Source organism: Oceaniovalibus guishaninsula JLT2003 (genome assembly GCF_000299575.1).
GTDB classification, from domain to species: domain Bacteria; phylum Pseudomonadota; class Alphaproteobacteria; order Rhodobacterales; family Rhodobacteraceae; genus Palleronia; species Palleronia guishaninsula.
In genome coordinates this window covers 159,443-184,460 of the sequence record NZ_AMGO01000036.1, presented here as the reverse complement: position 1 = coordinate 184,460, position 25,018 = coordinate 159,443, and the positions used below count along the sequence as shown (strand labels likewise).

30 protein-coding genes are annotated in these 25,018 nt (G+C 67.5%); 12 read left to right on the top strand and 18 right to left on the bottom strand.

The features are described 5' to 3' along the window. The first annotated feature begins 57 nt into the window (after positions 1-57). Positions 58-666: a LolA family protein gene (locus OCGS_RS09025; protein ID WP_007426936.1), complete on the top strand. Its 609-nt coding sequence runs from the start codon at positions 58-60 to the stop codon at positions 664-666. Positions 667-670: 4 nt separating this feature from the next. Here the strand turns inward: OCGS_RS09025 and OCGS_RS09020 are convergent, their stop codons facing one another. After that, positions 671-1,255 (bottom strand): transglycosylase SLT domain-containing protein, encoded by a 585-nt coding sequence (locus tag OCGS_RS09020; protein WP_040610822.1) that lies wholly within the window; start codon positions 1,253-1,255, stop codon positions 671-673. A gap of 160 nt (positions 1,256-1,415) precedes the next feature. Here OCGS_RS09020 and hspQ point away from each other — a divergent pair, with 160 nt between their 5' ends. Beyond that, positions 1,416-1,742: a heat shock protein HspQ gene (gene hspQ / locus OCGS_RS09015; protein ID WP_007426934.1), complete on the top strand. Its 327-nt coding sequence runs from the start codon at positions 1,416-1,418 to the stop codon at positions 1,740-1,742. A gap of 10 nt (positions 1,743-1,752) precedes the next feature. On the opposite strand, the gene OCGS_RS09010 is transcribed toward hspQ, so the two are convergent. The 3 genes from OCGS_RS09010 to OCGS_RS09000 all read right to left on the bottom strand — a co-directional run bounded on the left by OCGS_RS09010 (position 1,753) and on the right by OCGS_RS09000 (position 3,094). Continuing rightward, the gene (locus OCGS_RS09010; protein WP_007426933.1) at positions 1,753-2,151 is read right to left on the bottom strand and encodes a rhodanese-like domain-containing protein; all 399 of its coding nucleotides are present in this window, start codon (positions 2,149-2,151) and stop codon (positions 1,753-1,755) included. A 78-nt stretch (positions 2,152-2,229) separates the two neighbouring features. Continuing rightward, complete coding sequence (locus OCGS_RS09005) at positions 2,230-2,715, bottom strand: ATP-binding protein (protein ID WP_007426932.1); 486 nt, start codon at positions 2,713-2,715, stop codon at positions 2,230-2,232. A 22-nt stretch (positions 2,716-2,737) separates the two neighbouring features. Continuing rightward, complete coding sequence (locus tag OCGS_RS09000) at positions 2,738-3,094, bottom strand: STAS domain-containing protein (protein ID WP_007426931.1); 357 nt, start codon at positions 3,092-3,094, stop codon at positions 2,738-2,740. A gap of 84 nt (positions 3,095-3,178) precedes the next feature. On the opposite strand from OCGS_RS09000, the gene OCGS_RS08995 reads away from it, so the two are divergent. The 4 genes from OCGS_RS08995 (at position 3,179) to OCGS_RS08980 (ending at position 6,177) form a co-directional block, all read left to right on the top strand. Next, a complete protein-coding gene (locus tag OCGS_RS08995; RefSeq protein WP_007426930.1) occupies positions 3,179-4,342 on the top strand; it encodes a thiolase family protein in 1,164 nt (387 codons plus the stop codon). Beyond that, on the top strand, positions 4,339-4,797 hold the full coding sequence (locus OCGS_RS08990) for a GAF domain-containing protein (RefSeq protein WP_007426929.1): 459 nt from the start codon (positions 4,339-4,341) through the stop codon (positions 4,795-4,797). Before OCGS_RS08995 ends, OCGS_RS08990 begins: the two co-directional genes overlap by 4 nt. Then, a complete protein-coding gene (locus OCGS_RS08985; protein ID WP_007426928.1) occupies positions 4,794-5,453 on the top strand; it encodes an RluA family pseudouridine synthase in 660 nt (219 codons plus the stop codon). Before OCGS_RS08990 ends, OCGS_RS08985 begins: the two co-directional genes overlap by 4 nt. Positions 5,454-5,520: 67 nt before the next feature. Next, positions 5,521-6,177, top strand: a complete 657-nt coding sequence (locus OCGS_RS08980; protein ID WP_007426927.1) for a peroxiredoxin — start codon at positions 5,521-5,523, stop codon at positions 6,175-6,177. A 30-nt stretch (positions 6,178-6,207) separates the two neighbouring features. On the opposite strand, the gene OCGS_RS15090 is transcribed toward OCGS_RS08980, so the two are convergent. The 5 genes from OCGS_RS15090 to OCGS_RS08960 all read right to left on the bottom strand — a co-directional run bounded on the left by OCGS_RS15090 (position 6,208) and on the right by OCGS_RS08960 (position 10,547). Continuing rightward, positions 6,208-6,309, bottom strand: coding sequence for a DUF2474 family protein (locus OCGS_RS15090; RefSeq protein ID WP_156801017.1), 102 nt, complete (start codon positions 6,307-6,309; stop codon positions 6,208-6,210). Further along, complete coding sequence (gene cydB, locus OCGS_RS08975) at positions 6,309-7,328, bottom strand: cytochrome d ubiquinol oxidase subunit II (protein WP_007426926.1); 1,020 nt, start codon at positions 7,326-7,328, stop codon at positions 6,309-6,311. Before cydB ends, OCGS_RS15090 begins: the two co-directional genes overlap by 1 nt. A 4-nt stretch (positions 7,329-7,332) precedes the next feature. After that, positions 7,333-8,760: a cytochrome ubiquinol oxidase subunit I gene (locus OCGS_RS08970; RefSeq protein WP_007426925.1), complete on the bottom strand. Its 1,428-nt coding sequence runs from the start codon at positions 8,758-8,760 to the stop codon at positions 7,333-7,335. 90 nt (positions 8,761-8,850) lie between these two features. Further along, on the bottom strand, positions 8,851-9,471 hold the full coding sequence (locus OCGS_RS08965; RefSeq protein WP_007426924.1) for a L,D-transpeptidase: 621 nt from the start codon (positions 9,469-9,471) through the stop codon (positions 8,851-8,853). Between the two features lie 71 nt (positions 9,472-9,542). Then, positions 9,543-10,547: an SGNH/GDSL hydrolase family protein gene (locus OCGS_RS08960; protein ID WP_007426923.1), complete on the bottom strand. Its 1,005-nt coding sequence runs from the start codon at positions 10,545-10,547 to the stop codon at positions 9,543-9,545. Between the two features lie 142 nt (positions 10,548-10,689). On the opposite strand from OCGS_RS08960, the gene OCGS_RS14570 reads away from it, so the two are divergent. Next, positions 10,690-11,031, top strand: a complete 342-nt coding sequence (locus OCGS_RS14570; RefSeq protein WP_007426922.1) for an SH3 domain-containing protein — start codon at positions 10,690-10,692, stop codon at positions 11,029-11,031. 66 nt (positions 11,032-11,097) lie between these two features. Here the strand turns inward: OCGS_RS14570 and pnp are convergent, their stop codons facing one another. The 6 genes from pnp to rbfA form a co-directional block, all read right to left on the bottom strand. Then, positions 11,098-13,230 (bottom strand): polyribonucleotide nucleotidyltransferase, encoded by a 2,133-nt coding sequence (pnp, locus tag OCGS_RS08945; RefSeq protein ID WP_007426921.1) that lies wholly within the window; start codon positions 13,228-13,230, stop codon positions 11,098-11,100. Between the two features lie 213 nt (positions 13,231-13,443). After that, the gene (gene rpsO, locus OCGS_RS08940; protein WP_007426920.1) at positions 13,444-13,713 is read right to left on the bottom strand and encodes a 30S ribosomal protein S15; all 270 of its coding nucleotides are present in this window, start codon (positions 13,711-13,713) and stop codon (positions 13,444-13,446) included. A gap of 138 nt (positions 13,714-13,851) precedes the next feature. Continuing rightward, complete coding sequence (locus OCGS_RS08935; protein ID WP_007426919.1) at positions 13,852-14,358, bottom strand: DUF1643 domain-containing protein; 507 nt, start codon at positions 14,356-14,358, stop codon at positions 13,852-13,854. Continuing rightward, positions 14,355-15,260 (bottom strand): tRNA pseudouridine(55) synthase TruB, encoded by a 906-nt coding sequence (gene truB, locus OCGS_RS08930; RefSeq protein ID WP_007426918.1) that lies wholly within the window; start codon positions 15,258-15,260, stop codon positions 14,355-14,357. The genes OCGS_RS08935 and truB overlap by 4 nt, the downstream gene beginning before the upstream one ends. Next, positions 15,260-16,009 carry a phosphodiester glycosidase family protein gene (locus tag OCGS_RS08925; protein ID WP_193372858.1) on the bottom strand — a complete coding sequence of 250 codons (750 nt, stop codon included), beginning with the start codon at positions 16,007-16,009 and terminating at the stop codon, positions 15,260-15,262. The genes truB and OCGS_RS08925 overlap by 1 nt, the downstream gene beginning before the upstream one ends. Beyond that, positions 16,006-16,416: a 30S ribosome-binding factor RbfA gene (gene rbfA, locus OCGS_RS08920; RefSeq protein WP_007426916.1), complete on the bottom strand. Its 411-nt coding sequence runs from the start codon at positions 16,414-16,416 to the stop codon at positions 16,006-16,008. The genes OCGS_RS08925 and rbfA overlap by 4 nt, the downstream gene beginning before the upstream one ends. Positions 16,417-16,513: 97 nt before the next feature. Between rbfA and dapB the strand changes: the two genes are divergently transcribed. The 5 genes from dapB to OCGS_RS08895 all read left to right on the top strand — a co-directional run bounded on the left by dapB (position 16,514) and on the right by OCGS_RS08895 (position 22,718). Continuing rightward, complete coding sequence (gene dapB, locus OCGS_RS08915) at positions 16,514-17,314, top strand: 4-hydroxy-tetrahydrodipicolinate reductase (RefSeq protein ID WP_007426915.1); 801 nt, start codon at positions 16,514-16,516, stop codon at positions 17,312-17,314. 83 nt (positions 17,315-17,397) lie between these two features. Beyond that, positions 17,398-18,567: an AI-2E family transporter gene (locus OCGS_RS08910; protein WP_007426914.1), complete on the top strand. Its 1,170-nt coding sequence runs from the start codon at positions 17,398-17,400 to the stop codon at positions 18,565-18,567. A 160-nt stretch (positions 18,568-18,727) separates the two neighbouring features. Continuing rightward, entirely contained in the window at positions 18,728-19,300 is a 573-nt protein-coding gene (locus OCGS_RS08905) for a VPLPA-CTERM sorting domain-containing protein (RefSeq protein ID WP_007426913.1), read from the top strand. A gap of 237 nt (positions 19,301-19,537) precedes the next feature. Then, on the top strand, positions 19,538-22,498 hold the full coding sequence (gene ileS / locus OCGS_RS08900; RefSeq protein WP_007426912.1) for an isoleucine--tRNA ligase: 2,961 nt from the start codon (positions 19,538-19,540) through the stop codon (positions 22,496-22,498). Further along, positions 22,482-22,718, top strand: a complete 237-nt coding sequence (locus OCGS_RS08895) for a DUF3253 domain-containing protein (RefSeq protein ID WP_007426911.1) — start codon at positions 22,482-22,484, stop codon at positions 22,716-22,718. Before ileS ends, OCGS_RS08895 begins: the two co-directional genes overlap by 17 nt. Before the next feature lie 18 nt (positions 22,719-22,736). Here OCGS_RS08895 and OCGS_RS08890 read toward each other — a convergent pair whose 3' ends face one another. The 3 genes from OCGS_RS08890 to nudC are packed head-to-tail and all read right to left on the bottom strand — an operon-like array spanning position 22,737 to position 24,957. Continuing rightward, positions 22,737-23,432 carry a CDP-alcohol phosphatidyltransferase family protein gene (locus tag OCGS_RS08890; protein WP_040610819.1) on the bottom strand — a complete coding sequence of 232 codons (696 nt, stop codon included), beginning with the start codon at positions 23,430-23,432 and terminating at the stop codon, positions 22,737-22,739. A 52-nt stretch (positions 23,433-23,484) separates the two neighbouring features. After that, positions 23,485-23,946 (bottom strand): SRPBCC family protein, encoded by a 462-nt coding sequence (locus OCGS_RS08885; RefSeq protein WP_007426909.1) that lies wholly within the window; start codon positions 23,944-23,946, stop codon positions 23,485-23,487. Positions 23,947-23,985: 39 nt separating this feature from the next. After that, positions 23,986-24,957, bottom strand: a complete 972-nt coding sequence (gene nudC, locus OCGS_RS08880; protein WP_040610843.1) for an NAD(+) diphosphatase — start codon at positions 24,955-24,957, stop codon at positions 23,986-23,988. Positions 24,958-25,018: the final 61 nt, after the last annotated feature.

Genomic DNA, 25,018 nt, shown 5'->3' with positions numbered 1-25,018 from the left:
GCACCGCCGGGCGCAAGGCCCTATATCGGGGATGCAGACCACGCCGAAAGGACCGCCATGCTGACCCGCCGAACCCTTGTCGCCACGGGCCTTGCCGCGACGCTCGTTGCCGGTCCGGCGCGCGCCGCGCCGATCCCGCTGGCCGATCTGTCGCGCTATCTCAACGCCCTGCAAAGCGCCCGGTCGGACTTCACCCAGATCAACGACGACGGCACGATCTCGACCGGGACGATCTACATCCAGCGTCCGGGCCGGGTGCGGTTCGTCTACAATCCGCCCGAACGGACGCTGGTCATGGCGGGCGGCGGACAGGTCGCGATCTTCGACGGCAAGTCCAACAGCGTGACGCCCGAACAATACCCGCTGTCGCGCACGCCGCTGTCTATCATCCTCGAACGCAACGTCGATCTGGCGCGGCGCGGCATGGTGGTCGGCCACCGGCAGGACGGGGTCAAGACGATCGTCACCGCGCAGGACCCCGCCAACCCCGAATACGGCACGATCGAGCTGGTCTTCACCGGCAATCCGGTCGAGCTGCGCCAGTGGGTCATCACCGACGGGTCGGGCAGCCGCACGACGGTCGTTCTGGGCGGGCTTGAGGCCGGCGGCAGCTTCCCGTCGCGCTATTTCTCGATCCCGACCGAGGTTGCGCGCCGCCGGGGCTGACGCCTCAGCGTTTGCGGCAGGCCCGCAACTGCGCGTCGTAAAGCACGGCGCGCGCGCCCACGTTCTGCGATACGGTGATCAACCACGCCTTGCCGTTGTGGCTGCCGCGGGCATAGCCGCTGCGGCCCTCGTGATAGGCGAGATACTGGTTCGTCGCGTCCGAATGGGGGATGTTCAGGCTGCGCGCGGTGGCGTTCATGTACCACCCCATGAAATCGGTCGCGTCCTCGATCCGGTCGCGCTTGGCGCGGCGATTGCCGGTGGCGCGCACATATTCGTCCCATGTCCCGTCCAGCGCCTGGCTATAGCCGTAGGCGGACGATTGCCGCCCCATGGGAATCACCCCCAGCGCGAACCGATAGGGCGTCCGGGCATTGCCGATGAATTTCGATTCCTGATGGATCGTCGCCATCTGCACCGGCACCGGGATGCCCCAGCGCCGTTCCGCCCGTTTCATCGCCTTCAGGTATGCGGGTCTTTGCGAAACGATGTCGCACGCATTGTCGAGATTCCTGGGCGCCGTATGGTCGCTGCTGCCGCAGCCGGCGACGAACACCAACAGAATCAGGGCCCGAAGTGTCTTGTTCATACTGCTGCTCGATTGTTTTTGTCGTTTTGCCCTATCCTAGCGAAAACGGGCCTGCGGTGAAACGAAAATCCCCCGTTCGGCCCTGTCCCGAGGGCAGGCGCGCCGCCGCATGGACAAAAGGCCGCCCGACCGTCTAAGCACTGCCCGACAGGAGGATGGGATGCTGAAACAGCACGCGCGCTTTCATCTCGGGCAGATCGTCCGCCATCGCAAGCACCCGTTTCGCGGCGTGATCTTCGATGTCGATGCGACCTTTTCCAACACCGAGGAATGGTATGCCGCCATCCCCGAAGACAGCCGCCCGCGTCGCGACCAGCCCTTCTATCACCTTCTGGCCGAGAACGACGACAGCTTCTATGTCGCCTATGTGTCCGAACAGAACCTGGTGCCCGACGAATCGGGGATGCCGGTCGGGCATCCCGATCTGCCCGACATGTTCGGCGATTTCGAGAACGGCGCCTATCCGCTTCAGTTCAGCCTCAACTGACGGTTCGCCGTCAGCGCGATCCGTCCGGCTGTTCCACCGCGCCGCCCGCCGCCTGCCATCCGGCGAACCCGCCTTCCATCTCGGCGATGTCGGCGACGCCCATCTCCTGCAAGGTCAGCACGGCCAGGGCCGAACGCTGGGCCGCGGCGCAGAACAGCACGATCGTCCGGTCGGTATCGAAATCCGGCCGGTGATAGGGGCTGGCCGGGTCGACCCAGAATTCAAGCATCCCGCGGGGCGCATGGATCGCGCCCGGAATGCGGCCCGTCCGCGCCAGTTCGCGGACATCGCGGATATCAACCAGCAGGATGCTGCCCGCCTCGTGGCGGCGGCGCACCTCGTCCACGGGCAGGGTGACAATCCGCTCCTTGGCGCGCGCCACAAGGTCGCTGACGGGTGTGATCGGCATGGAGACGCTCCGCCTGACATAACGCTTGGATTGCGACGCTTGCCCGGATTGCGCCCCAAGGCAAGCGCCGCCGTCCCGTCACATCGTCCGGATCTGCCGCGCCACGTCCAGCCGGAACGAAAGATGGTTGCGCCCCTCCTCGCGGTGATAGGACAGGTCGCTGGACAGTTCGCGGATCAGGAACCAGCCGAATCCGCCTTCCTGCAACAGGTCGGTCGGGGCATCGGGGCGCGGGGTCGGACCGGGCGGCACCTGCAATCCGGGCAGCGGATCGCCGTCGTCGAAGGTCGCGCAGCTCAGCCCGTCGGCATCGTGGCGGACCTGCAATTCGATCATGCGTTCCGACCGGCCCGAATAGGCATGTTCGACGATATTGTTCAGAACCTCGGCCAGCACCAGTTCCACGGTGGACGCTTCGTCGTCGCTCAGCTCCAGATGCCGCAGGCCGCGCAGGGTCGAGGCCAGGGCATCGCGCACCGACAGGCTGTCGCTGGGGAAGATCACCCGCAATTCGCGATGCCCCGCCGTGACGGTCGTGCGGTCGGTCCGGCGCGCGGTTGCCATGCGTTCGGTCCCCCGGTCGCGGTCAGGATGCACGGACAGCCTCCGCATCGGCACGAACCCAGCCTTCCGCCGGGCCGTCATGGATGACAAAGATCGTGTCCATCCGGGTCAGGCGGAACACCTTCAGCACCGCCGGCGTCAGCGCCGCCAGTTCCAGCACCGCCCCGGCCGCCAGATGCTTGCGCGCGCCGATCACCGCGCCCAGGCCGCTGCTGTCCAGAAACTCCACCTGTCCCATGTCCAGGATGACGCGCCCGGCATGGTCGGCCGCGGCGTCGCGCACGGCATCCTTGAACTGCACGGCGATGGCCGCATCCACCCGGTCCGCCAGAACCGTGATGATCCGAACGCCGCCTTCTTCCCTCGTGGCAAGCTGCATCGTCTTGTCCTTCCGTTCGTCTTTCGCCACCTTAGGCGGCAAAACGCTACCGAAGCCTTAAGATCCGCGCTCGAAAGGCCAGTCATGACCGATATCGCCATTCTTTCCGCCCGCCGCACCCCGATGGGGGCGTTGCAGGGCGCGCTTGCCGCCGCCTCGGCGCCCGAATTGGGGGGACGCGCCATCGCCGCCGCCCTGGCCGATGCCGACGATCCGAACGTGGACGAGGTTCTGATGGGCTGCGTCCTGCCCGCCGGTCTGGGCCAGGCGCCCGCGCGGCAGGCGGCCTTTGCCGGCGGTCTGGACGACAGCGTGCCGGCATTGACGCTGAACAAGATGTGCGGCTCGGGGATGCAGGCGGTGATGATGGCGCATGACCGCATCGCGCTGGGCGATGCGCGCTGCATCGTCGCGGGCGGCATGGAAAGCATGACCAACGCCCCGTATCTGCTTGAAAAGATGCGCGGCGGCGCGCGACTGGGCCATGGCCGCGTGGTTGATTCGATGTTCCTCGACGGGCTGGAGGATGCCTATGACAAGGGCCGCCTGATGGGCACCTTCGCCGAGGATTGCGCCGAACGCTTCCAGTTCACCCGCCAGGCGCAGGACGACTATGCCGTGGCGTCGCTGGAACGCGCGCTGGCCGCGCAGTCGTCGGGCGCCTTCAACGCCGAAATCGCGGCGGTGACGGTGACGGGCCGCAAGGGCAGCACCGAGGTCGCGCACGACGAGCAGCCCGCCCTTGCCCGCGCCGACCGCATCCCCGCGCTCAAGCCCGCCTTCCGCGACGGCGGGACGGTCACGGCGGCCAACGCCTCCAGCATCTCGGACGGGGCGGCGGCGCTGGTGATCGCGGCGGCCGATGGCGCGTCGGGCAAGGTCCGCGCCTATATCCGCGGCCATGCCAGCCACGCGCAGGCGCCGGGCTGGTTCACCACCGCCCCCGTTCCCGCCGCGCAGAAGTTGCTGGACCGGCTGGGCTGGACGGTCGCCGATGTCGATCTGTGGGAGGTGAACGAGGCTTTCGCCGTCGTTCCGATGGCCTTCATGCACGAAATGGGCGTTTCCCACGACCGCATGAACGTCAATGGCGGGGCCTGCGCGCTGGGCCATCCCATCGGCGCGTCGGGCGCGCGCATCATCGCTACGCTGCTGAACGCGATGGAGGCGCGCGACGTCCGGCGCGGCATCGCGGCCATCTGCATCGGCGGGGGCGAAGGCACGGCCATCGCTCTGGAACGTCCGTGACCCAATCCCACTGGCCCGCCACTGCCGCCCGCATCGCCAGCCTGACCGAAGGCGAAACCGACGCCATCGCGCTGATGGCGACGCTGGCCTGCGAACTGCACCATTCCGACCCGCGCTTCGACTGGACGGGGTTCTATCGCGTGGTCGGGCCGGAGCTGCTGAAGATCGGACCGTATCAGGGCGGGCATGGCTGCCTGACGATCCCGTTCTCGCGCGGGGTCTGCGGGGCGGCCGCCCGCACGGGCGAGGTGCAGATCGTGGACGATGTGGACGCCTTTCCGGGCCATATCGCCTGCGCGGCCTCCACCCGGTCGGAAATCGTGCTGCCGGTCCGCGACGCGGCGGGGACGCTGATCGCCGTGCTCGACATCGACAGCGACCGCCCCGCCGCCTTCACCCAAGCCGATGCCGAGGCGCTGGGCGCGATCCTGCACATGACCTTCGCGCACCGATGACCGCCATGGCGGATGCCGGGGCCTATGCGCCCCCCGACACCCCGCTGGATGTCCTGCACGAGGATCACCAGATCCTCGCCGTGGCCAAGCCCGCGGGCCTTCTGTCGGTGCCGGGGAAGGGGGCGCATCTGGCCGATTGCCTGATGACGCGGATCCTCTCCGCCTATCCGACCGCGCTGCTGGTGCATCGGCTGGACCGCGACACCAGCGGCGTCATGGTCTTCGCGCTGACCCCCCATGCCCAGCGCCATCTTGGCCTGCAATTCGAGAACCGGCAGGTCAGGAAAACCTATGTCGCGCGCGTCGCCGGCCGCCTGACCCCCGCGACGGGCGAGGTTGATGCCCCGATCATGGTCGATTGGGAAAACCGCCCCCGCCAGATGATCCACCCCGATGGACGGCCCGCGCAGACCGCCTGGCGCGTGCTGAAGGCGTCCGACACCGAAAGCCGCGTGCGTCTCAGCCCGCGCACGGGCCGGTCCCACCAGTTGCGCGTGCACATGCTGTCGCTGGGCCACCCGATCTTGGGCGATCCCTTCTATGCGACGGGGGCGGCGCGCGATCATCCCCGCCTGATGCTGCATTCCGAGGTTCTGCAACTGCGCCATCCCGATGGCGGGCGCGGCATGCGGTTTCGCGCGCCGGCGCCCTTCTGACAGCGGGGGCTTTGGTAAAGGGGCCGCATCGCCTATGTGACACCCATCACCAACGACGGAGGCCGACATGGCATTGCGACTGGGCGACACCGCCCCCGATTTCACCGCCGACACGACCGAAGGCGAAATCCGCTTTCACGAATGGATCGGCGACGGTTATGCCATCCTGTTCAGCCACCCCAAGGATTTTACCCCGGTCTGCACGACCGAGCTGGGGATGATGGCCGGAATGATGGACGAATTCGCCAAGCGGAACGCCAAGATCATCGGCATCAGCGTCGATCCGGTCGAGGATCACATGAAATGGAAGTCCGACATCGCGTCCTATACCGGGAACGAGGTGTCCTATCCCATGATCGGCGATCCCGACATGAAGGTGGCCAAGCTTTACGACATGCTGCCGGCCGAGGCGTCGGGCGATCCCGCCAACCGCACCCCTGCGGACAATCAGACCGTCCGAACCGTCTTCGTCATCGGGCCGGACAAGAAGGTCAAGCTGTCGCTCACCTATCCGATGACGACGGGCCGCAACTTCGACGAGATCCTGCGCGCGCTCGACAGCATCCGCCTGACGGCCGAGCATAAGGTCGCCACGCCCGCGGGCTGGGTGCAGGGCGGCGACGTGATCGTCACGGGTGCCGTCAGCGACGAGGAAGCGACCGAGAAGTTCGGCAGCTTCGACAAGAAACTGCCCTATCTTCGCACCGTCAAGCAGCCGGGCTGACCCGGCCGGGGGCCGCCCCGCGCGGCCCCCTTACAGGATCATCAGCCGGATGCCCCAGGCGACGATCCCCAGCGCGGCCACGCTCAGCACCCAGAGGGCGACGAACCAGGCCAGCCGCCGCAGGGTTCGCATCAATGATAGCCTTGCTCGGGGTCCAGCTTGCCGCGGAACACCCAATAGGCATAGCCGGTATAGGCTAGGATGATCGGCACCAGCACGACCGCGCCCACGAACATGAAAAGCTGCGACTTGAACGGGCTCGCCGCGTCCCAGATCGTGACCGAGGGCGGGATGACATAGGGCCACATGCTGACACCAAGGCCGATGAAGCACAACAGGAACAGCGCCAGCGCCAGACCCAGCGGCAGCCAGTCGCGCCCTTCGCGCAGCAACGCGCGGCCCAGCGCCAGGATCAGCACCGCCACCACGATCGGCACCGCCGCGACCTTCAGGATATCGGGCCAGCCCAGCCACCGCTCGAAATAGGCCGGGTCGAGGAACGGCGTCCAAAGGCTGACCGCGACGATGAATCCCACCGTCAGCAGCGCCGCGATCCGCGCCAGCCGCCGCACACGCGCCTGGATCGCGCCCTCGACCTTGATGTTCAGCCAGCACGCCCCCAGCAGCGCATAGCCGCACACCACGGCCAGCCCACAGACTTGCGTGAACGGCGTCAGCCAGTCCCACCAGCCGCCGCCATAGGCGCGCCCGTCCACCTCGATCCCCTGCAACAGCGCGCCAAGGATCACGCCCTGCACGAAAGCCGCCAGGACCGATCCGCCGATGAACGCGCCGTCCCAGAGTTTCTGCGCCCAGCGATGCTCGGCCCGAAAGCGGAACTCGAACGCCACGCCGCGGAAGATCAGCGCCAGCAGCATGGCGATGATCAGCGGATAGACCGCCGGCATGATGATCGCATAGGCCAGCGGGAATGCGGCGAACAACCCGCCGCCGCCCAGCACCAGCCATGTCTCGTTGCCGTCCCAGACGGGGGCGACCGAATTCATCAGCAGGTCGCGGTCGCGCTTTTCGGGAAAGAACGGATAAAGGATGCCGATGCCCAGATCGAACCCGTCCAGCGCCACATAGACATAGACGGCGAAGGCCAGCAGCAGCGCCCAGGCGATCGTCAGATCGAAGCTGATATCCATGGCCCTACTCCGCCGGTTGCGAGGTGGATTCCTCGACCTGCTGCGCGGGCGTGCTGCCCGCCGTTCGGATCGGTCCGGGTTCGGACTTGGCATCCGGTTCGCGGCGGTGCGGGGGATACCACATCAGCCGCAGGATATAGAGGATGCCCGCCCCGAACACCGCGAAATAGATCACGATGAACGCCATCAGCGACGCGCCGACGGCCGACGCGGCGATGGGTGACGCGGAATCGGCCGTCATCATCTCGCCGTAGACGGTGAAGGGCTGGCGGCCCACTTCGGTTGTGATCCAGCCGGCGATGATCGCCACCAGCCCCGCCGGCGCCATCAGCACCGATGCGCGGTGCAGCCAGCGATCGGTGTAAAGCGTGCCGCGCCAGCGCGCCCAGCCCGACCACAGGCCGACCGCCAGCATCAGCAGGCCCAGACCCACCATCACCCGAAAGGACCAGAAGACGACGGCGACCGGCGGCTCCAGCGCGTCGGGCACCGTGTCCAGCCCCGCCATGCTGCCGTTCCATCCCTGTCCCAGTATCAGCCCGCCCACTCGCGGGATCTCGATCTTGTAATCGACGCGCCCTTCCTCCTGATTGGGCAGGCCCAGCAGCACTAGCGGAATGCCGTTCTCGTGGCTTTCGAAATGCCCTTCCATCGCCATGATCTTGGGCGGCTGGTATTCCAGCGTGTTCAACCCCTGCTCATGCCCCGCGACGATTTGCAGGGGCGCGACCAGCAGCGCCATCCACATCGCCATCGAATACATCTTGCGCACCCCGTGCGCGTCGGCCCGCCGGCGCAGCAGATGCCATGCGCCGACCCCGCCGACGATGAAGGCGGTGGCCAGATAGGCGGCGATCAGCGTGTGCGCCAGCCGATAGGGGAAGGACGGGTTGAACACGATGGCCCACCAGTCCTGCGGCAGGAACTGCCCGTTATCGCCCATGGCAAAGCCCACGGGCGTGTGCATCCAGCTGTTCACGCTCAGGATCCAGGTGGCCGAAATGGCCGTGCCCGCCGCCACCATCAGACAGGCCGTCATGTGCAGGGCCGGGCCGACCCGGTCGCGCCCGAACAGCATGATGCCCAGAAACCCCGCTTCCAGGAAGAAGGCCGTCAGAACCTCATAGGCCATCAGCGGCCCGATGATCGGCCCCGCCCGGTCGGAAAAGACCGACCAGTTGGTGCCGAACTGATAGGACATCACGATGCCCGACACGACGCCCATGGCGAACGTGATGGCGAAGATCTTCACCCAATAAGAGAACAGATCGAGATACCGGCTGTCCTTGGTCCACAGATAGATGCCGTTCAGAACGGCCAGATAGCTGGCCAGACCGATGGTGAAGGCCGGAAAGATGAAATGGAACGCGATGGTGAAGCCGAACTGAATCCGCGCCAGCATAAGCGCGTCGAGCCCGAGGAACGTGTCCATCTTCCGCGTCCTCCATCCAGACGTGGGGGATGTAGGCGCTTCCGGCGGGATGTCACCCGCCGGAAGATCGGCCATGCAGGAAGTGCAGACCTAGCTTTGCAGCGGAACCGGCTCGGGCCCCATCTTGGGATAAAGAACGACGCGCGCGTTCATCGGCACCTGGGCGTAAAGCAGCTTGATATGCTCGTTCGTCAGCCCGGCGCAGCCGTTCGACACCGCCCGGCCGATGGTCCAGGTATCGGCGGTGCCGTGGATGCGCAGATAGGTGTCGCCGCGCCCCGGCTCGAACAGATAAAGCGCGCGCGCGCCCAGCGGGTTGTTCGGCCCGCCCGGCATCCCGTCTTCCCACTTCTTGTAACGCTCGGGTTCGCGCGCGATCATGTCGGGCGTCGGCGTCCAGGACGGCCATTCCTTCTTGGCGCCGACATAATAGGTGCCCGATTCGTAGAGCCGGTCCCGGCCCACGCGGATGCCGTAACGCCATGCCTGCCCATCGGGCAGCGTCCAGTAAAGCTGGAAATGGTTGGGAAAGACATGCACCTCGCCCGGCGGAAGCGGCGCGCGCAGCCGCACCAAAGCGGGCTGAAGCCGCGCGGGCAGCACCGTATCCGAAGGCACTGCGCCCGCCGTGGCCTGCGCCGCGGCGCTTCCCGCGGCCAGCGCCGCGCCGAAGGCGGCAAAACCCGCCGAGATGAAGTCGCGTCTGTCCATGTTCCGTCCCCTTTCGCCGTCCTGTCGGTCGTCCAACACCGGCAAGACAGATGTGTTTCGTAACACGCCCGTTATCGCATCCGCCGTCCGCGCGCAGCCCCCAGCCCGGCCAGCAATGCCAGCGTGCCGCCCAGCAGCGGCAATCCCGCCGGCAGCGGAACGGGCGTCACATCCGCCAGCAGCCGATCCTCGACCGCGCCCGCCAGCGTCGCGTGGACGATCCCCGTCGGGTGCACCGCGTCCCAGAACAGATAGCGGTCGGGGTCGCAAACCGATAGCGGCGTCAGACACGCATCCGTGACGTTGTCCAGCGACAGACCCAGCGTGTCCGCCCCCGTCCGCACCCCGTCCAGGATCGAGAAGACGTCGATCTGCGTCACGGTCGCGCCCGGCAGGCCGAACGCGTCCAGCCCCGTCCCCAGCGCCGCGTTGAAGGCCCGCGCAAGCCGCGTCGCCTGCGGGGCCAGCGGCGTCGCGTTGAACAGCGGCACCGCCCCCAGATCCGGCACGTTGAGAACCGCGATGTCGGTGAACCCGATGCTCCACAACTCGGCCACGCCCACCACCACAATGCCCGCCGCCGCCTCGACAGACGCCTGGGCGGCATCGAAATCCGCGCCCGCCGCCAGGCTTTGGGTCGCGGCGATCACGTCGTTGCCGCCGAACCAGACCGATGCCAGCGGCCGCGCGCCCGGCGACGGCGTGCCGGGGAAAGGGGCGCCCGGCGCGTCGAACCCCCCAATATCCAGCGAAAAGAGGCCGATCTGCCCCGAAACTCCGGGCACCGCCGATGCGCCCGTCGCCCGCGCGCCGCCGAAGGCGTAATTCTGCGTCGTCGATCCCACGACGAACCCGTCATCCAGAACGTCGGCGAACACCTTGTCGTTGGAAAACTCGCTGCGGCCCTTTTCGGGGTTCAGGTAATAGGGCGGCGCGGGCGCAACCCCCAGATTGCCGTTGTCGCTGAGGCTGTCGCCAAAGGCGAAATAGCTGGAATAGACATCGGCCAGCGTCGCCGCCCCCGCCTGTCCCGCGACCGTCCCCGCGACCGCCAGCACCGTGATGAAGTTCCGCACGTTCGCTCCCCCCGAATGAACCTGTCCCATCCTGCCCGATAAAGACGCCTGCGCCAAACCCATTTGCCGCCCGCATCGCGATGTTGTTGACGCTAGGGAACCGTCGTATCGTGGGGCACATTCCTACCAAGCGAGGTTTCCCATGCACCCGTTCCTGTCGCGCATCGTCCCCATCGCATTTCTGGCCCTGCCGGGGGCCGCCGCCGCCCAGCAGCCTGCCGTTCCCTTCGATACCTACTGCCCGCCCGATGCCGAAGCCGCGTGTTTCGGCGTGGCGCGGGTGATGGGTCTGGACCCGCAGGGCGACGGGTTTCTGGCCGTCAGGACCGGGCCGGGATCCGACTATCCCCAGATCGGCGCGGTCCATAACGGCGACCGCGTCGGCATCTACGACAAGCGCGGCGCCTGGTACGCGATCAGCTTCGGTCCGGGCAACCGGCTTGGCTGGGCGCATGGCAACTGGCTGGGCGACTTCGTCCCCTGACCGCGCATACGAAAAAACCCCGGCATCGCTGCCGGGGTTCGTCATTCGCGCCGAAGGGCAGGGGCCTTATTCGGCCGCTTCCTCGGCGGTCTTTTCCTGTCCGGTCTCCTGATCGACCATCTTCATGGCCAGCCGCACCTTGCCGCGATCGTCGAAGCCCAGCAGCTTGACCCAGACTTCTTGGCCTTCCTTCAGCGCATCCGACGGATGGTTCAGGCGCTTCTCGTCGATCTGGCTGACATGGACCAGACCGTCGCGCTTGCCGAAGAAGTTCACGAAGGCGCCGAAATCGACGATCTTCACCACCGTGCCCTTATAGACCTTGCCGGCCTCCGGCTCGGCCACGATGGAATGGATCATGTCATGGGCCCGCTGGATCGCATCGGCCGAGGACGAAGCGATCTTGATGACCCCGTCGTCGTTGATGTCCACCTTGGCGCCCGATGTCTCGACGATCTCGCGGATGACCTTGCCGCCCGATCCGATGACTTCGCGGATCTTGTCGGTGGGGATCTGCATCGTTTCGATCTTGGGCGCGTGCTGGCTGAACGATCCGGCTTCGGACAGCGCCTTGTTCATCTCGCCCAGGATGTGCAGACGCCCGGCCTTGGCCTGATCCAGCGCCTTTTCCATGATCTCGGACGTGATGCCCGCCACCTTGATGTCCATTTGCAGCGACGTGATGCCCTTCTCGGTGCCAGCCACCTTGAAGTCCATGTCGCCCAGATGATCCTCGTCGCCCAGGATGTCCGTCAGGATGGCGTATTCGCCGTCATCCTCAAGGATCAGGCCCATCGCGACGCCGGCCACGGGGGCCTTCAGCGGCACGCCCGCATCCATCATCGACAGCGATCCGCCGCAGACCGACGCCATCGACGACGATCCGTTCGATTCCGTGATCTCGGACACGACGCGGATCGTATAGGGGAAATCCGTCGCCGCCGGCAGCACCGCCTGCAAGGCCCGCCAGGCCAGCTTGCCGTGCCCGATCTCGCGCCGGCCCGGAGGGCCGAAGCGTCCGACCTCGCCCACCGAATAGGGGGGGAAGTTGTAGTGCAGCAGGAAGTTGGACTTGTAGGTGCCCTGCAACGCGTCGATCATCTGCTCGTCGTCGCCGGTGCCCAGCGTGGTCACGGCCAACGCCTGCGTCTCGCCGCGCGTGAACAGGGCCGATCCGTGCGTGCGCGGCAGCAGCCCGGTCTCGGCCACGATCGGACGCACCTCGTCGGTGCGGCGTCCGTCGATGCGCTTGCCCGACTTCACCACATCGCCGCGCAGAACCGACGATTCCAGCTTCTTCAGCGCCGAACCCAGGTTCTCGTCCGCCTTCTGCTCGTCCGTCAGGCCGTCGATAATGGCCTGGCGCGCGTCGGAAATGGCGGTCGTGCGCTCCTGCTTGTCGGTGATGGCGAAGGCCGCGCGCATCTTCTGCTCGCCCGCCTGCTTCACCGCGTCGTAAAGCGCGGAATAATCGGCCGGCTCGAAATCGAACGGTTCTTTCGCGGCTTCCTCGGCCAGGTCGATGATCAGGTCGATCACCGGCTGAATCTGCTGGTGCGCGAAGTTCACCGCGCCCAGCATCTCGGCCTCGGACAGCTCATAGGCTTCCGATTCGACCATCATCACCGCGTCCTTGGTGCCCGCGACCACAAGGTCCAGCCGCTGCTCGGGCTTGGTCTTGAGGTTGTGCATGTCCTCCAGGTCGGGATTCAGGACGTATTCGCCGCCCTCGTAACCCACGCGGCAGCCGGCGATCGGTCCCATGAACGGCGCGCCCGACAGCGTCAGCGCCGCCGACGCGGCGATCATCGCCACGATGTCGGGATCGTTGACCAGATCGTGGCTCAGCACCGTGCAGATGACCAGAACCTCGTTCTTGAAGCCGGGCACGAACAACGGACGGATCGGCCGGTCGATCAGCCGCGAGGTCAGCGTCTCCTTCTCGGTCGGACGCGCCTCGCGCTTGAAAAAGCCGCCCGGCACCTTGCCCGCGGCATAGTATTTCTCGTTGTAATGCACGGTCAGCGGGAAGAAGTCCTGCCCCGGCTTCTGCGTCTTGGCGAAGGTGACGTTGGCCATCACGCTGGTCTCGCCCAGGGTGGCGATGACGCTGCCATCGGCCTGGCGGGCGACCTTGCCCGTTTCCAGCGTCAGCGTTTCCTCGCCCCACTGGATCGATTTCCTGGTTTCGTTGAACATTGTCGTATCCCATCTGGGATCTGTCCGGCGGTCCGGCAGTCCCGTTTCATGGCGGCCCCATTGCCGCCGGCCCCTGGTCCTATCGCACGACGCCGGGGCGAAGCGTCACGTCGCAGATTGCCGCGCCTTACACGGTTTGTGTCCATGTGGGAAGGCCGGCACGAAAACGCCCGCGCGATGGCGGGCGTCATGCGGTCGCAGGGTGCCGTCGGTTCAGCGCCGGATGCCCAGCCGCTTGATCAGATCCTGATAGCGCGCCTCGTCGCGGGCCTTGGTGTAGTCCAGCAGCTTGCGGCGCAGCGCCACCAGCTTCAGCAGGCCGCGGCGCGAATGGTTGTCCTTCTTGTGCGTCTTGAAGTGCTCGGTCAGGGTCGAGATGCGGCTGGTCAGGATCGCGACCTGCACCTCGGGGGATCCGGTATCGCCTTCCTTGGTGGCGAATTCCTTCATCAAACGGGTCTTTTCTTCGGCGGTGATCGACATCGGGGATCTCCTTGTGGTCAGGGTTGCGATGACGGCGCAGGCCGGGATGTCGTCCAGCGCAGGCCCGTTTTCCGGCACCGGGCCGGATGCGCGCCTATAGGGGATCGTGCGGACGATGAAAAGCCCCCGCCGGAACCGTCAGACCCACGGCTCGGGCTGCTGGGCGTAGGGGATGTAAAGCGGGTGGCGCGGATGACCGCCTTGCGTCAGTCCCAGATGCGACAGCGGCTGGCCGGTGCCCCGCATCAGCGCCAGCACGTCCCGACCGCGATCCAGATAGGCGCCATGCGTGCCCCAGGCGCAGATCGCCGCATCCGCCCAGCCGCACCCCGCGACGATGGCCGCGTCGTTACCAGGGCCGACCGGATCGGGCGTGCGGCGCAAAGCGCGCGGATCGGTGTCGCGCCAGGCGAATATGTTGCAGACCCGGAACGCGCCGAAGCCCAGCGCCCGCGCCCGCCTTTCGCACCGTTCGACCGACGGATCGTTCTGCGCTTCGGTCGCGGTCGAGGGGTTCAGCATCACGAACAGCACCCGCCCACCATCCGCGTCCCAGACCCGCGTCAGCTCATAGCGATACCGCTCGCAGGGGGAATAGACCGCGCGGCTTTCCGCGTCGCCCTTCAGCGCGTGCCGCTCGATCATCGGTGCAGCAGCACGCGGGCGGGGTGCAGCACGCCCGCGCGATAGGCGCCGATGGCGACGGCGCGGCCCTGCGCCGACGCCCAGGCCGTGTCGCCGTAATCGACCTCGCTGGTCAGCACCTCGGCGGGGTTGCCGTTGCGCAGCCGCTCGGCGGCCGGCGCGGTGACGGTGACGCGCCCCAGCTTCGCCAGCCCCGCCTCGACCGGCAGCAGCCGCGCGTCCAGCGCGTCCGTCCGCGCCTCGGCCTGCACCGTATCCAGCGTCACCGCGCGGTCCAGGTCGAACGGCCCCGACCAGACCCGCCGCAGGCTTTGCACATGGCCGAGGCATCCCATCATCCGCCCCAGATCGCGCGCGATGGCCCGCACATAGCCGCCTTTGCCGCAGACCATCCGCAGCCGCGCCAGATCCGGCCCGTCGCAGCCCAGAAGCGCCAGTTCGGCCACATGCAGATCGCGCGCCGCGATGTCGGCCGCGCGCCCCTCGCGCGCCATGTCATAGGCCCGCTCGCCCGCGATCCTGACGGCGGAATATTGCGGCGGCACCTGCCGGATGTCGCCCGTCAGCGCCGGCAGCGCGGCGGCGATCCCCGGCGCGTCGGGCCGTCGCCCGGATGTCTCGATCACCGCGCCCTCGGCGTCGTCGGTATCGGTCGCCGCCCCCCAGCGCACCGTGAACTCATAGCATTTCAGCGCATCGGTGACGTAAGGGATCACCTTCGTCGCCTCGCCCAGGGCCACCGCCAGCAGCCCCGTCGCCGCCGGGTCCAGCGTGCCCGCATGGCCCGCCTTGCGCGCCTCCAGCGCCCAGCGCACCTTGTTCACCACGTCGGTCGATGTCGGCCCCGCGGGCTTGTCCACGATCAGCCAGCCCGACAGATCGCGCCCCTTGCGCCGCCCCATCAGCCCGCGCCGTCCAGCGGCTCGACCGTGCCCAGGATCGGCCCCATCGGCCAGCCGCCGTCATGCCGCCCGTCCCCCCGCGAATAGAGGCGCGAGATATTGCCGTCCAGAAACAGCGCGTCGGGCACGTCCAGCGCGTCGCGGAACAGCCGCGCGAAATGGTGGAAATTCACCGGCTCGTCCGAGATCGCCAGATAGACCGTGCTGCCATCCGCGCTGACCCCCACCCCGTTGCGACGGTAAAGCGACGTGCCGTCCTCCAGGAACCGGGGATGCAGCGCGCCCCCCAGCACCAGCATCGGTCCCGATTGCGTCGCATAGGCGCAGTCAGGCGGATCGGCGGCGAAGGCGCGGCTTTCGATCACCGCCGCGCGGCCCTGCTGCACGCAGAAGACGCCGTTGGGCAGCAGCCCGAAATTGCCCGGCCCCTCGCGGGTGACGATGCCCGCCCCCTCGACGTGATCCTCGACATACAGCCCCACCGGCGCGCGGTCGGGGTGATACATCCCCCCGTTCATCGCCACGCCCAGCCTTTCGCCGCGCTGCGCCAGCGCCCGGTCCAGGGCGCGGAAGCTGCCATAGGGGTTGCCGTCCGCATCCGCCCGGAACAGCCGCAGATCGTCCCGCGCGACGTCGATGCGGCACACCGTGAAATCCGCCCCGTCGAACGCGACGCTCTCGCAAGGATCGGCGGCGGCGGGCAGCGCGACCCAAGCGCCCAGCACAAGCGCAAGCAGCCCGCGCATCATTCCTCCGCGTCGCCGGTATTCAAGTCGCGCCGCACCTCGTCGCGGGCGAACAATTCGCGCGTGCGGTCCATCCGGTCGAACGTGTCGTCGATCAGGAACCGCAGGTCGGGCGCGTATTTCAGCGTCATCTCCCTGGAGACCGCGCGCCGCAATTCGTGCTTGTTCCGCTTCAGCGCGGCGATGGCCTCGGTCCGGTGGCCGCCGCCCAGCGGCAGCACATAGGCCGTGGCGATCTTCAGGTCGGGCGACGCGCGCACCTCGCTGACGGTGATCGACAGCGCGTTCAGTTCGGGGTCGTGAATGTCGCCCCGGTTCAGCACGTCCGACAGCGTGCGGCGGATCAGTTCGCCCACGCGCAACTGCCGCTGCGACGGGCCGGACCCTTCGGAAAAGCGCGATCTTGCCATGGCGACGGGATAGGCCGCAGGCCCGCCCGACGCAACCGCACCGTTGCGTGAGCCGGGCCGGGGCGCTAGCAGCGTCCGGCAAGGGGCAGGAGGGGCCATGAAACTCGTCATCGCCGGCGTTTCGGGGCGAATGGGCCGGATGCTGGTCGCCGCCGCGTCGGACGATCCGTCCGCGCGCATCGTCGCGGCCACCGAACGCGAAGGCCATGACTGGATCGGCCGCGATCTGGGCGCGGCGCTGGGCGGCGCGCCTCGGGGCATTCCCGTGACCGACGATCTGGCCGCCGCCCTGCGCGACGCCGATGCCGTCATCGACTTCACCGCCCCCGCCGCCACGCTGACCCTTTCCGCCGCCGCGGCGCAGGCCGGCGCGGCGCATATCGTCGGCACCACCGGTCTGTCGGACGACGACATCGCCGTCATCGACGCCGCCGCCCGGCGCATCCCCGTCGTGCGCGCCGGCAACATGAGCCTCGGGGTCAACCTGCTGACGGCGCTGGTGCGCCGGGTCGCGGCCACCCTGGGCGACGATTACGACATCGAGGTGGTCGAGGCGCATCACCGCCGCAAGGTCGATGCGCCCTCGGGCACCGCGCTGATGCTGGGGCAGGCGGCCGCCGACGGGCGCGGCGTCGATCTGGCCGGCCATTCCGACCGGGGCCGCGACGGCATCACCGGCGCGCGCGCCCCCGGCCATATCGGCTTCGCCAGCGTTCGCGGCGGCGACATCGTCGGCGAACACGACGTGATCTTCGCCGGTCCGGGCGAGGTTCTGACCCTGCGCCACGTCGCCACCGACCGCGCGCTGTTCGCGCGCGGCGCGCTCCGGGCCGCGCATTGGACCGCAGGCCGCGCGCCCGGCCACTACGCGATGACCGACGTGCTGGGCCTGACCTGACGGCACCCCGACCGGAACCGCCGCGCCGCTGCCGCGTTACGGCAGATCGCGGTCGCCGGGGGCCGCCTGGGGGCATACGGGACATGAAGGCTGAGGCAGGCGAAGCGGCGACCGGCACCCCCCAGCTTCGGCCCGCCGCCGACATCGCGCGCGAGGTGCGGCGCGTCCGTCGCCTGCTGGTGGCGACGCTGCTTCTGGGCCTCGTCATCACATGCTTCTTCGCCAAGGACGTTCTTCTTCCCATCATCCTCGGCACCATGCTTGCGCTGACGCTCAGCCCCGTGGTGCGCGGCGCGGGCCGCATCGGCATCCCCGCCCCGCTGACCGCCGCGGGCCTCATCGTGTCGCTGGCCACCGCGCTGGCCTTCGGCGGCTACGCCATGAGCGGCCCGGTCAGCAACTGGATCGCCGAGGCCCCCGAAATGGGCGACGTTCTGCGGCAAAAGCTCGAGGGCATCTTCCGGTCGGTCGAAAAGGTCCGCGAAGCGTCCGAGGAGGTGGGCGAGATCGCCGAGCAGACGGGTGGTGGCGTCCAGAAGGTCGCCATCCAGCAGCCCGGCATCCTCAGCTCGGCCGTCAGCAACGCCGCCAGCATCGGCACCACCGTCGCCGTGGCGCTGGTGCTGGCGCTGTTCCTTCTGGCCTCGGGCGAGATGTTCTATGTCAAGCTGGTCGAGACGTTCCCGAAGATGAGCGAGAAGAAGCGCGCGCTGCGCATCGTCTACGGTGTGGAAAAGGCGATCTCGCGCTATCTGCTGACGATCACCGCCATCAATGCGGGCCTCGGCATCGTCATCGGAACGCTGATGACGCTGATCGGCCTGCCCAACGGCTATATCTGGGGCTTCGTCGCCTTCATCCTGAACTTCCTGCCGTTTCTCGGCGCCGTCGCGGGCACCCTGCTGGTGGGCGCCTATGCCATCCTCAGCTTCGACCAATTGTCGCAGGCGGCGCTGGCGCCCGCGCTCTATCTGACCGCGACCGCGGTCGAGGGGCAGATCGTCACGCCCACCATCCTCGGCCGGCGGCTGGAGATGAACACGGTGTCGGTCTTCATCACCGTTGTCTTCTGGGGCTGGATGTGGGGCATCGCCGGCGCGCTGATGGCGGTGCCGTTCCTCGTCATCGTCAAGGTCATCTGCGACAACGTCGAAGGCTGGCAGACGCTCGGGAACTTCCTGGGGTCGTCGCGGATCGAGGTCGATACCGGCCCCGCAGAGGAGCCGGAAGGCAAGGCCGCTGCAACGCCCTGAAGACAATAAGCGCCCTGCTAAGGTATTGTCAACGCAAAGCTTTGAAACTTTTTGGAAAATCATTCGTTAGCGGTTGATCGGTCGACAGGCGTCGTGTAGATCATCACCAACAGGCTGGGCGTCTCGTTTGGCTAAACGGAAAAAAAGGGATAGTTTGAACATGTTGCAGAACCTCAAGATCGCGGCTGTTGCGCTGCTGGCGACCACCGGGATCGCTTCGGCCGCCACGACGATCGGCCAGCTCAGCGCCGCTGGCCTCTACACGGTCGATGACGGCACCCGGTTCAACATCGGCGACACCATCACGATCGGCGCGCCGTCCTTCTCGACCGGCACCGACGACTATGCCGGCATCATGATGGGCACGTCCTCGTTCTCGTTGCAGACGGCTGCCGCGCCGAACACGCTGAACGACGGCACGACCTTCACCTTCGGCGCCTTCACGTTCGAGATCGACTCGACCGAAGTTTCCACGCTCGACAACGTGGCCTATGAAATCTTCGGCCTCGGCACCGTCACCGGCGGCGGGTTCGATCCCAGCCCCTCCAGCTATCGCCTGACCATCGCGGGCGCGCAGCAGAACACGTCCAGCTCGGGCACGTTCAGCCTGTTCGTCGCGACGCCGCCGGAAGAACTGCCGCCGGTTCCCGCCGTGCCGCTGCCGGCCGGTCTGCCGCTGCTGATGGGCGGCATCGCGGTCTTCGGCGTCCTGCGCCGCCGCGCGCGCGCCTGATTCGCGGCGCCCGGCCGCCGGGCGCCATCGCAAGTCACCGACAGGGGCCCCGGCATCGCCGCGGGCCCCTTTCGCTTGCCTTTACCCTGCGCCGTGCGCGTCCTATACGCCGGGACATGACGATACGGCCCGCCGCCATCGCCCGAATTACCGCCCCGGCGCCCTGACCGCGCCGGATCCAGGTGCCGCGACCGCGCACCGCCTTGCCCCGACCGAACCCATCGCAGGACCGCCCCGATGTGCGCCGACACGCCTGACCACACCGCCCCCGATTACCGCGACACGCTGAACCTGCCGCAAACCGGCTTTCCCATGCGCGCCGGCCTGCCCAGGCGCGAACCCGAATGGCTGGACCGCTGGAACCGCATCGGCATCTACGACCGCCTGCGCGACAAGACGGGGCGCACCCCCTTCACGCTGCATGACGGCCCGCCCTACGCCAACGGGCACCTGCATATCGGCCACGCGCTCAACAAGATCCTCAAGGACATGGTGGTGCGGTCCCAGCAGATGATGGGCCGCGACGCGCGCTATATTCCCGGCTGGGATTGCCACGGCCTGCCCATCGAATGGAAGATCGAGGAGAAGTATCGCGCCAGGGGCCAGGACAAGGACGCCGTTCCGGTGATCGAGTTCAGGCAGGAATGCCGCGACTTCGCCGCCGGCTGGGTGGACATCCAGCGCGACGAGTTTCGCCGCCTGGGCGTCACCGGCAAATGGGACGCCCCCTATCTCACGATGGATTTCCACGCCGAACGCGTCATCGCCGAGGAATTCCAGAAGTTCCTGATGAACGGCACGCTTTATCAGGGATCGAAGCCCGTCATGTGGTCGCCCGTCGAAAAGACCGCGCTGGCCGAGGCCGAGGTCGAGTATCACGACCGCCAGGCCGACGCGATCTGGGTGAAGTTCCCGCTGGTCAAGCTGCCCGCGACGATGATGGACGCGATCATGTCCATCGGCGACGACGAGGGCCAGTTCGAGGTGGCGGGCATCGACCGCGCGCTGCGGCAGGCGTCGATCCTCGCCTGGACGACGACCCCCTGGACCATCCCGCAAAGCCGCTTTCTGGCCTTCAACCCGGCCATTTCCTATGGCGTCTATCAGGTGACGGACGCCGCCGACGACAACTGGGTGAAAAAGGACGAGGTTCTGATCGTCGCGGACGATCTGGCCGCCAGCGCCAAGGAAGCCGCCCGCATCGACGACTGGCACCGCGTCATCGGCTTCAACCCCGACGGCGCCGCCTGCGCGCATCCGCTGCGCGGGGCCGAGGGCGCGAACGGCGAATGGGATTACGACGAACCGCTTCTCGCCGGCGATCACGTCACCGCCGATACCGGCACCGGGTTCGTCCATTCCGCGCCCAGCCACGGCGACGACGATTATGCGCTGGCCCGCAAGCACGGCATCGCGCTGACCTGGAACGTGATGGACGACAGCGCGCTGCGCCCCGACCTGCCGTTCTTCGGCGGGCAGCGCGTGCTCAAGGACAACGGCAAGCCGGGCGGCGCCAACCGCGCGGTCATCGACAAGCTGCGCGAGGTCGGCGCGCTGGCCGCAACCCGCCGCATCACCCTGTCCGACGCCCATAGCTGGCGGTCCAAGGCCCCGGTCATCCGCCTGAACCGTCCGCAATGGTTCGCCGCCATCGACCGCCCCGTGGGCGACGGGCTGGACGAATACGGCACGACGATCCGCGACCGCGCGCTGACCAGCATCGACGACCTGGTGACATGGACGCCGCGCACCGGGCGCAACCGCCTGCATTCCATGATCCAGTCGCGCCCCGACTGGGTGCTGTCGCGTCAGCGCGCCTGGGGCGTACCGATGACCTGTTTCACCCGCAAGGGCGCCAATCCCGACGATGCCGATTTCCTTCTGCGCGACCCGGCCGTCAACGCCCGCATCCTTGCCGCGTTCGAGGCCGAAGGCGCGGATGCCTGGTATCGCGACGGGGCCAAGGAACGTTTCCTCGCCCCCGACCACGACCCCGATGATTACGATCAGGTGTTCGACATCCTCGACGTGTGGTTCGACTCGGGCTCGACCCATGCCTTTGTGCTGCGCGACCGCCCGGACGGATCGAAGGACGGTCTGGCCGATCTCTATCTCGAAGGCACCGACCAGCATCGCGGCTGGTTCCATTCCTCGATGCTGCAAGGCTGCGGCACGATTGGCCGCGCACCCTATCGCGGGGTGCTGACCCACGGCTTCACGCTGGACGAAAAGGGCATGAAGATGTCCAAGTCCGTCGGCAATACCGTGGCCCCCGAAAAGGTCGTCGGCCAGTACGGCGCCGACATCCTGCGGCTCTGGGTGGCGCAGTCGGACTATACCGCCGACCTGCGCATCGGCGACGAAATCCTCAAGGGCGTCGCCGACAGCTATCGCCGCCTGCGCAACACGCTGCGCTTCGTCCTGGGCTCGCTGCCCCAAGACGTGCCCGCCATGCCAAAGGACGCGCCCGACCTCGACCGCTACATCCTGCACCGCCTGTGGGAAATCGACGGTCACGTCCGCACCGCATACGCCGCCTACGACTTTCAGCGGGTCTGGCGGACGATCTTCGATTTCGCCACGCTGGATCTCTCGGCCTTCTATTTCGACGTTCGCAAGGACGCGCTTTATTGCGACCCGCAGGGCACCCCCCGCCGCACCGCGTGCGAGTCGGTTCTGGGCGCCATCTACGACCGCATGGTCACATGGCTGGCCCCGATCCTGCCCTTCACGACCGAGGAGATCTGGCTCGACCGTCATCCCGGCCCGGACAGCAGCGTGCACCTGCACGACATGCCCGCCACCCCCGACGACTGGCGCGACGACGCGCTGGCCGACCGGATGCGCCGTCTGCGCGCGATGCGCCGCGTCGTCACCGGCGCGCTGGAAGGGATGCGCCGCGACAAGATCATCGGCGCATCCCTCGAAGCCGCGCCAGTTGTACATCTGACGCCCTCAAATGTACAAATTGTACAAGACGCGGACACCTTCGCCGACCTCTGCATCACGTCCGGCGTGCATCTGACCACCGATCCGGCCCCCGAAGGGGCATTCCGGCTGGACGACGTGCCGGGTGTCGCCGTGGTCTTCGCGCCCGCCAAGGGCGCCAAATGCGCCCGCTGCTGGAAGGTTTTGCCCGATGTCGGCACCCATCCGCACCCCGCCACCTGCGCGCGCTGCGATGAAGCCCTCGGATGACGAAATCACCGCCGCGCTGATGGATCTGGCCCATCGGCGCGGCCCGAACGCCACCTTCTGCCCGTCCGAAGCGGCCCGTGCCCTGGCCGGCGACTGGCGCCCGCTAATGCCCGACATCCGCCGCGTCGCTGCCGATTTTCCTTTGAAAGCAACGCAGAAGGGCGCGCCGGTCGATCCCGCCACCGCCCGCGGCCCCATCCGCCTGGGTCTGCGGAAGTGATTGTGGCCCGATGCGGCCCTAGCCGTCAGACCCGTAGATCGCCTGCTGCACGATGCCTGCAAGGCTCAGGTAAACGGTCGTCACCACCAGCCCCCAATGCGCCCAGCTTGCCTGATCGAAGTCGATCCAGGCCGCCCAGCCCGCGAAGAACACCCAGCCCAGCGCCATCGGCAGCGTTAGCGCCCGCCAGCGTTCGGTCCGCACGGGGTGGACGAATTTCAGCGGCAGGAACATCGCCACCGACAGCAGGATGACGATTCCGAGGATAATCCAGAAATTCGGCGCCAGCGCGAAGAAGACCAGCACCGCCATGTTCCAGCAGCCCGGAAAGCCCGAGAACGAATAATCCCGCGTCTTCATACGGGTATCGGAAAAGTAAAGGACGCTGGTGAAGGTGATGACGATGATCGCGATCCACCCCGTCCAGCCCGGCAGAAGGTCGGACTTGAACAACGCGAAGGCCGGGATGAACACATAGGTCAGATAGTCGATGATCAGGTCCATCAGGACGCCGTCATAGACCGGGGCGTTTTCCGTCACGTCATAGCGGCGCGCCAAGGGCCCGTCGATGCCGTCCACCAGAAACGCCACGACCAGCCAGAGCCACATCAGGCTCCATTCCTGATCGACGGCCGCCAGCATGGCCAGCATGGCAAAGACCGCGCCGGTCGCAGTCAGAAGATGAACGGCCAAGGCTTTGATGCGACGTGTCATCGCACCGTCTTGCCCCAATCGCGCCCCATGCGCAACGGGCGGCATGGGGCCGTCAGGTCGGTCCGGCACGCCGTTCCAGCCTGCGCGCCAGGTCGTCCAGGCGGGCATCCAGCCGCCGGTTCAGCGTTCCGGCGGCCAGTTTCAGCGGTTGCAGCAGCACGCGGGCATAGACCGTCATCGGCCGCGCTTCGATCGTGACGGTCAGCCGCGAGCGGTCTTGGTCCAGCGCTTCGATCCGCATATGCGGCCGGATCGCCACGCCGTCCAGAACACCCTCCAACGCCAAGTCGGACGGGCGATGCAGCGCCGTCACATGTGCCCCCATGTCCCGGCGCTTGCCGCCCCGGTCGAATTGCAGCCGCCAGCTTGCCTGCCTGGCATCGGAGCCGTGATCGGTCCGGGCAACGTCGATGCCGCGCTCGCGCAGCAATGCCTCGAACAGGGCGAAATCGGCCAATCCGTCGAAAACCGCCAGGGGCGGCAAGGCAATGTCGGTCGTGCTGGTCAGGATCATTGGGGCACCGTCCGTCGCGTCGTCCCCGCCCCTGTCGCGTCAATCGAGCGTATCCGCAAGCCAGTTGCCCAGCAGGAATCGCGCAATGGCCCCCTCGCGCGCGGCGGCGATGCGGGGATGCGCGCCTGCATGGATCCGGGCCATCTCCTCGCGCGTGACCCAGATCGCATCCTCAAGTTCGGCCGGATCGACGGTAATCGCCTCGCTCGTCGCCTCGGCATGGCAGCCGATCATCAGCGATGCGGGAAACGGCCAGGGCTGGCTGGCCAGATAGGCGACATGGCCGATCTTGATCCCGGCCTCCTCCAGCGTCTCGCGACGGACGGCGGCCTCGATGGTTTCGCCGGGTTCGACATAACCGGCCAGAAGGGAATACATCCCCTCGGGCCATCCGGGCGACCGTCCGATCAGCACCGAATTGCCCCGCGTTACCAGCATGATGACGACAGGATCGGTGCGCGGATGATGGTGCGTGCCGCAGGCGGGGCAGAGACGCTGCCAACCGCCAAGCGAGATGTCGGATTCCGCCCCGCAGGCTGCGCAGAATCGGTGGGTGCGGTGCCAGTTGAGAACCGCGCGCGCCGTCGCCGCCAGTTCCGCCGCGCGCGGGGCAAGCCGGGGCACCGCCATGCGCAGTTCCGAAAACCGATAGGTGTCGGGCAGGGCGGGATGCCGCTGTTCGGACGGATCGCGATAGGCGTCCAGCGTGTCGGGCAGCAGGTCGGGTTGCCAGGCCGACACGTCCGCCGCGAACCGCGGCGCGTCCCCGTCGAGGCCCAGAAACACCCGGCTTGTCGCGCCGACCAGCGCCAGGCTGTTGCCCGACAGCCAGCCCAGTTCGTCGCGCCCCGAGCGCGGGTCGGCGACCAGAAGCGGCTTGCCGCGCCACAGCGGCAGAACCCCCGCACGGCTGTCCCGCATCAGGGTATCGAGAACATGCTTCTCGCCTCTAAGATGTGCGGCGCGGTCCAGACCCGATCCGCCAAAGGCGACCGCTTCGGCCCGCTTCATTTTCTGATGACCATCCTTGCCCCGGAACGACGCTAACAGCAGCATTTGCGCCGCAATGCGA